Origin of the sequence: uncultured Novosphingobium sp., assembly GCF_964277725.1 — a bacterium.
Taxonomy (GTDB): Bacteria; Pseudomonadota; Alphaproteobacteria; order Sphingomonadales; family Sphingomonadaceae; genus Novosphingobium; species Novosphingobium fluoreni.
On record NZ_CAXYKL010000155.1, the window covers coordinates 1 to 6,617 of the forward strand.

Consider the following 6,617-nt stretch of genomic DNA (forward strand, 5'->3'; position numbering starts at 1 on the left):
TTCCGGGCGTGATCGCCAGAAGGCTGAGATTGATAGCCACTTGCACAAGCTCACCCACGATCGCCGTGCGCTGCTTCCCGATATGTCTGGCGACCTGCAGCCAGATCGGCCCGGCGGCGATGCCGAACACGAATTGCGTCAGCATCAGGGTCGCGCCCCATTCCGGGCGACCGACGTAGTGCGCAACCACGAACAACAACAGCGAGCCGCGCACGCCCTGTCCCATCGTGACGGCAAGGTCGGACAGGATGATCTTGAGGATCAGCCTTTCCTGCGCAATGATCCGTACTGTCGCCAGAAACCCCAGGCGCTTGGTGGGCGATACATCTGGCGACGGGCGTTCCGGAAAGGCGCGCAACGTCATCCATGCTGCGGGGGCAAGGGCCAGCAGCACCAGGCCGCCCATCACGGCCAGCTTGAGTCTATCATCGCCCAGGCCCAAGTGGTCAATCGCGGCGGGCAACAGCATGATCAACAACAGCGCCACGGCGGTGGCCACGTTATAAAACACCGCGACACGGGTTCGCTCGTGATAATCGGAGGAGAGTTCGCCTGACCACGCCCAATAGGGTATCTGGATCATGGAATAGGCCAGATAAAACACGAAAAGAGCAACGCCCAGGTATAGCGGTGTAACCCCCTGCGGCGGCAGGAACAAAGCGGCGGAAGCCAGCGCGAAGATCACCACGCCGACGGCCATCCAGGGGCGACGGCGCCCAAATCGGCTGCGCGTCCGATCGCTGAGAATACCCACGATCGGGTCAGCGAAGACACCCCAGACTCGTTCGAGCAAAAAGATCGTACCCAGCGCGGCCAGCGATATGCCGAACTGCTGCGCGTAGATCGATGGGAGAAAGTTGATGATCGGCAATTGCGCGGCGCTGACAGGGATCGCCAGCGCGGAAAATGCCATCAGGCGGCGGGTGTCCAAGCCCTTGCTCGGCCCGCGCGTCTGTGTCGGGATCGAAAGATCGTATGTGGCGAAGGCCGTGGCCATGCGATGTCTCCATCACGAGCGGAGGATGACGGGGCCACCGTAGTCGGCAGCCCCGTATCGAAGCGTCAGGCGTGCGCCAGATCAGCGCGCTTTTCCTGTCGCTTGGTCTGGCTGCGGCGCCCATCGAGACCGACCGGCACTTCGCCATTCACGGTCGCCCGGCGCAGTGTGCGGCGCTGTAGTCCGAAGTCGCCGATGGCGCGGTGCTGGGTCGCGCGGTTGTCCCAAAACGCCACATCGCCGTTCTGCCAGCGCCAGCGCACAGTGTTCTCCGGCTTGATGACGTGGGCTTGCAGGACGTTGAACAAGGCCTGAGAGTCGCCCGAAGAGAGCCCGACAAACTGCTTCACGAAATGGCCCAGCAGCAAGTTGCGTTGACCTGAAACGGGATGAACGTGGACGACCGGATGGTCCGTCTCGTAGATTGTCGAGGAGAAGACCGACTTCTGGAAATCCTCTCGCTGGGCGGCAACCGTGGGCGATAGCTGCGCACCGGACAGTGCGGCCGCATAATCGTAATCGTTGGTATGCGTCGCCCACAGCGTGTTCGCCAGCTGCCGCAAAGGCTCCGGCAGGCGCTCATAGGCGATCTCGGTATTGGCCCAGAGCGTGTCGCCACCGGCCTCGGGAATGTTGATCGCGCGCAGGATCGACGCCTTGGGGTAGGCGTCGACAAAGGTCACGTCGGTATGCCAGCTGGAAGCAGCGCTGCCTTCCTTGCTGTCCACGTCAAGCAGATAGCGCGAACCTTCGGCGACAGGCACTGTGGGGTGCGCCACCGGATCGCCGAACAGCGCGGCGAAGGCCTCATGCTCGGCGTCGTCCAGGTGATGCTGGCCACGAAAGAAGATCACCTTGTGGCGAACAAGGGCGGCGTCGATGGCCTGAACGGTTGCGGCATCAAGATCGCCGGAGAGCACGATGCCGCGGACCTCGGCACCGATCGTGCCTGTCACAGGGTGAATATCGAGCGAGGACGAGTGATCCCTGGCGTTAGGATACTGATCGATTGCGGTTGCCATGATTCGGCTCCTTGAAAATGCTCTGGGGGCTCAAGACACGAGAGGGCGCCGGCAGACACCGTGCTTGGCGTCACCTCGGGACTAGGCCGCCCGTTCTGCGGGACAGCCAAGCGTCAGGGATGCAGACTGGCGTAAGGCTGCCTGCGGGAACTGGGGGAGAAATCTACGAACCCAGCTGGCGCAGGAACGGACTTATCGGCCCGTCCGCACCCCTGCGGTTATCATCAACGGATTGTCAGACACATGCGCATCGCATCACCTCATGAAAGAGGGGAACACGACGCCGGGCGTGGTCGCCTAAGCATCGCGCGCTTTAGCCATTTATAACGCGGAGCAAGCTGCTTCCCGGTCAAAAGCCGCGGGTCAGGTTTGTGCGGAATTCGAGAGGCCTGACCAACGCCTCGAACGATCTCTATCTACCCAGTAGAGAATTTGTTGTCAATCAGTAGCAATTCTTCACGTTTGCGAAGCGCGCCTTTCCGGCTAACTCCCGCCAGTTTTTTTTAGGTCCATAATCACAGTGCCGATGATGGCCCGCTTCGGGGTGGCATTATTTGGCGAGTCCGAGACTACGTACTAGGGTGCGATCCAAAGCAAATCGCGATTTACCGGAGAGAACTGATGCGTGCGTTATACTTTGAAAATGCTAGCAAGCCCCTCGAATTGCGGGAGATGCCCGATCCAGAGCCGGGCGAGGGCGAAATGGTTCTCAAGGTGCATCAATGCGGAATCTGCGGCTCGGACGTCCACCTAACCAAAGAACATGGTTTCTACCCGGAAAACAGCATCATCGGACACGAATTTTCCGGTGAGGTCGTCGCGGTCGGCAAGGGCGTTTCGGGGTTCAGGACGGGTGATCGGGTCACCGCTCTGGCGGCAGCTGGCTGCGGAGCTTGTGAAGCTTGCCTGCAAGGAACGCCGCTATTCTGCCCCAACGGAATCAAGAACTATGCAGGCGGCTTTGCCGATTACATCCGTGTCTCGGCCTCGACATCGCTGCTGCTTCCACAATCCGTCTCCATGGAAGATGGCGCTCTGGTAGAACCTTTGTCGGTCGGCCTGCACGGCGTCGCACTCGCCAAGATGGAGCCTGGCGCCAAGGTCTTGGTGCTGGGCGCCGGGTCTATCGGGCTTGCCGCTATTCATTGGGCGCGCAAACTGGGTGCCGGCAAGATCGTCGCCATGTCGCGTTCGGCGCGCCGCGCGGAAATGGCCGGTACAATGGGCGCGGATGCCTTCGTATGCTCGGGCGAAAGTGAATTCGCTGACGTTCAGGCAGCCTTGGGCGGCCAACCCGACGTGGTCTTCGAATGCGTTGGCGTAACTGGCGCTTTGCAACAAAGCATCAATCATGTTCGCACTAACGGCACCGTCGTCTCGTTAGGCTTTTGCACAAAGCCCGATGGCGTGATTCCGGCGATTTCCACCTTCAAGCAAGTCACCTTGATCTTCTCGATGGCTTACTCGATCGATGAATTCCGCTTCGCACTAAATGCGTTTGATCGTGGCCACGTGGAGCCGCGCCTGATGGTGAGCAAGACGATCCCGTTGGAGGAAGTTCCCGCGATGATTGAGAAGATGCACAAAGGTGAAAGCACCGACGTCAAGGTTCACGCGCGCCCTGATTTGTGATGATCGATCCGCTGGGCCCGTCCGTTGTAAGGCGGAGCCCAGCGGATGAACGATCAACTGGGATCAAAGCGAACGTGGAGACTGTGCGGCACCCGCATCATCGCGCCACGTATCGCGGGCGGCGGCATATCGGGGTCGAGCCGTAAATTGGGCAATCGATCCAGGATCGCCGTCATGGCGCGCGTCATCTCCACCCGTGCCAGATGCTGGCCAATGCAAATGTGTGGCCCGGCCGAAAACGAGAAATGCCGGCTTGCATTATGCCGGCGAATATCAAAACGATCAGGATCGTCGAATTTCGCCGGATCACGGTTTGCCGCGCCGGCAACGACATGCACGATAGAGTTGGCGGGCATGAAAACGCCTGCTACCTCCACGTCCTGCGCAGTCCAGCGAGCCTGTTCAATCACCGGTCCATCAAAGCGTAGGGCTTCCTCGATCGCATTGGGCAGCAGACTGCGATCCTCTCGAAGCATCGCCAGTTGGTCCGGGTTTTCCAGCAGCTTGGTCAATAGAACGCTGGTGCCGCGATAAGTCGTGTCGCCCGCGGCATTGATCAACTGACGAAAGAAGGAAACCAGGACATCTTCGGGCAAATATTCGCCATCCACTTCCGCTCGCGCCAGCAGGCTGACCAGATCATTGCCGGGATTGGCTCGCCGCTGCTCGATCAAATGAGGGAAATATTCCCCAAGCTTCGCGTTTGCCTCAGAACCATGCTTGAAGTCGAACGAGACGAGCGTCTGCGTAACAGCCAGCTTGTGGAATAGCTTTCCCTCATCCGGTGGCAAGTCTAGCTGCCGATAGATGACGCCAAAGGGGTAATTCAGCGTAAACTGCTGAATCAAATCGGCCTTGCCGGTAGCTATGAACCCATCCATCAGATCGTTGACAACAGGGTCAACGATGTTATCGCCCCATGTCTTCACAAATTGCGGCAGAAAAATCTTTTGGAAGATCCGGCGATATCTACCGTGCTCAGGCGCATCCATCGCTGAAACTGATCGACCGAAGCTGGCTCCTATGTTGAACGTGTACGCCTTGTTCGAAAATACCTGAGGAGATTGCAGTGCCTTCGCAACCTCCTCATAACTCAGGATCATGAAGTGCGGCACGTTGGCCGGGTGCGTGATGTCCGGTTGAAGGCCCATCATCAGCCGATAGTCACCTGCCATGGCCGCATTTTGCTCTCTCAAGCGCGCCAGCAGAGGATAGGGGTCCTCGTTCTCGCCAAAGAAAAAGCGCTCTTCCATGAAAGGGTTGAACTCGCGATTGTCGAGGTCGCGCAACTTCGGCAGCGCCGTCATGATCCGTCTCCTGCTTGACCTTATTTGTCTTATTAGAGGCTAACATACGGTATTTATAAAGCGATTGCTATATAAAGTCGCAGGCCGCCGCTCCGATGAAAGGGGCGTGAATGTGAAGTGGTCTGAAATGTGAAAGCGGCAGGGATGGCCAAGCGAGCGGGCCGGGACGAACGCGGCGCAATACTATTTCCTGAATTGAACCGCCGTAATCGATCGATACAACGTCAAAAATGGTCTTCTCTTCCCCGGGGCTGATCTTTCTCGCGATAGCGATGGAACCATGCTCTTGAACGAGGATACACCTGCGGCAGAAGTCTTTCACAACAGGTCGTATGATCTGAAAGTATTGGCGGTAAAGCAACATTATCGACCACCCAAAAGCACGGCGACCATTCGACTTATACGACGATTATCAGTAAATTTCAGGTTGCAGAATGGCGTGAGTGCCGCCGTCTACATGAAGCACCTGTCCCACTACATAACCGCTACGAAGGGATGCGATCGCGACGATCGCTTCCGCAAGATCTTCCGCCTTTCCAGGTTGAGAAACGGCCCTGGGCGTGGATGCATTGATCACATCCACCAACGCTGGATCGGAGAGCATCGGCCGGGTCATGTTCGTCAACGTCAAGCCCGGTGCGACTGCATTCAAAAACACGCGTGAGCCTGCCCAATCCCGCGTTATGGCGGCGCGGCGGACTCAATAAGCAAGGGCCCGCTTCGACGATGAATATTCCAGGGGCGAATGAGCATCTCCCTCTGTGGTGTGACGAGCGCGCACCTTGGCGGCTTCCTCATTCCCATCGCGGCATGCGGCCATCATTTCGTCATCCACCTCGCCGATCGCGGCGGTAGATGTGATGGCAATCGCCTGGGCTGGAGCCCTTTTGACAAGCAGGGGGCGCAAGCCTTCAAGGGTGGCGACCGCACCGAAAAAATTTACGCCCAGAACGTCGCCGATGCCAAGCGAAACACCAGCAGCGGCAACAACGAGGTCGATGCCATCGGGAGCCAATCGCTCCGCTTGCGCCACAAGTGTTGCACGGCCCTGCGCTGTCGAAAGATCGGCATTGATATCGGCGTTACGCAAATCGACGGTAATAACCCGATCGCCACGGGCTCTCAAAGCCTTCGCTGTAGCCTCGCCGATGCCGCTAACGCCGCCGGTGACGAGCGCGACGAGCTTTGATTCCACGGCGATGTGTTCGTCGCCTGGACATCGCTCTGCTCGGTCGCGCTCATCGTTTACGGTTAGTCCCTGCGGTTCGTGTTACTCGATCGTGCCGAGGACGGTACCAACTTCATAGGTTTCGCCGGTTTGTTTCAGGATCTTCAACGTACCGGTGGCGGGGCTTTCGACTTCGTTGGTCGACTTGTCGCTTTCCAAGGAGAAAAGCGGGTCCCCCTCGTTGACAGTGGCGCCGTCCGACACGAGCCATTCGGAAAGAGTGCCCTCGTTCATCGAGAAGCCAAGCTTGGGCAGAAGGATTTCGGTAGCCATGAACCAGTCCTGTTATTTACAAAGTGAGATGGCGGCCTCAGCGATGCGCTTGGCGTTGGGTGCGAAGGCATCTTCCAGAGGCTTGGAGAAGGGTACGGGGGCATAAGGTGCGCCCAGGCGTGCGACGGGTGCCTTGAGTTTTCCAAAAAGCTTGGTCG

The 6,617-nt window shown here is 58.5% G+C and carries 7 protein-coding genes; 1 reads left to right on the forward strand and 6 read right to left on the reverse strand.

Annotation, left to right across the window (positions count from 1 at the left end):
* Positions 1-997, reverse strand: a 997-nt coding sequence (locus ACHWRX_RS08930) for an MFS transporter (protein WP_394658930.1), incomplete at its 3' end; no start/stop codon positions are given.
* Positions 998-1,062: 65 nt separating this feature from the next.
* Positions 1,063-2,019 (reverse strand): TauD/TfdA family dioxygenase, encoded by a 957-nt coding sequence (locus tag ACHWRX_RS08935; RefSeq protein WP_296074332.1) that lies wholly within the window; start codon positions 2,017-2,019, stop codon positions 1,063-1,065.
* A gap of 621 nt (positions 2,020-2,640) precedes the next feature.
* Between ACHWRX_RS08935 and ACHWRX_RS08940 the strand changes: the two genes are divergently transcribed.
* Positions 2,641-3,651 (forward strand): zinc-binding dehydrogenase, encoded by a 1,011-nt coding sequence (locus tag ACHWRX_RS08940; protein WP_082667985.1) that lies wholly within the window; start codon positions 2,641-2,643, stop codon positions 3,649-3,651.
* Positions 3,652-3,704: 53 nt separating this feature from the next.
* Here ACHWRX_RS08940 and ACHWRX_RS08945 read toward each other — a convergent pair whose 3' ends face one another.
* The 4 genes from ACHWRX_RS08945 to ACHWRX_RS08960 all read right to left on the reverse strand — a co-directional run bounded on the left by ACHWRX_RS08945 (position 3,705) and on the right by ACHWRX_RS08960 (position 6,459).
* Positions 3,705-4,958 carry a cytochrome P450 gene (locus ACHWRX_RS08945; protein WP_058736665.1) on the reverse strand — a complete coding sequence of 418 codons (1,254 nt, stop codon included), beginning with the start codon at positions 4,956-4,958 and terminating at the stop codon, positions 3,705-3,707.
* A 412-nt stretch (positions 4,959-5,370) separates the two neighbouring features.
* Positions 5,371-5,643 carry an SDR family oxidoreductase gene (locus ACHWRX_RS08950; protein WP_288483430.1) on the reverse strand — a complete coding sequence of 91 codons (273 nt, stop codon included), beginning with the start codon at positions 5,641-5,643 and terminating at the stop codon, positions 5,371-5,373.
* 15 nt (positions 5,644-5,658) lie between these two features.
* Positions 5,659-6,153, reverse strand: coding sequence for an SDR family NAD(P)-dependent oxidoreductase (locus ACHWRX_RS08955; RefSeq protein WP_288483379.1), 495 nt, complete (start codon positions 6,151-6,153; stop codon positions 5,659-5,661).
* A gap of 75 nt (positions 6,154-6,228) precedes the next feature.
* Positions 6,229-6,459, reverse strand: a complete 231-nt coding sequence (locus ACHWRX_RS08960) for a lipoyl domain-containing protein (RefSeq protein ID WP_288483377.1) — start codon at positions 6,457-6,459, stop codon at positions 6,229-6,231.
* Positions 6,460-6,617: the final 158 nt, after the last annotated feature.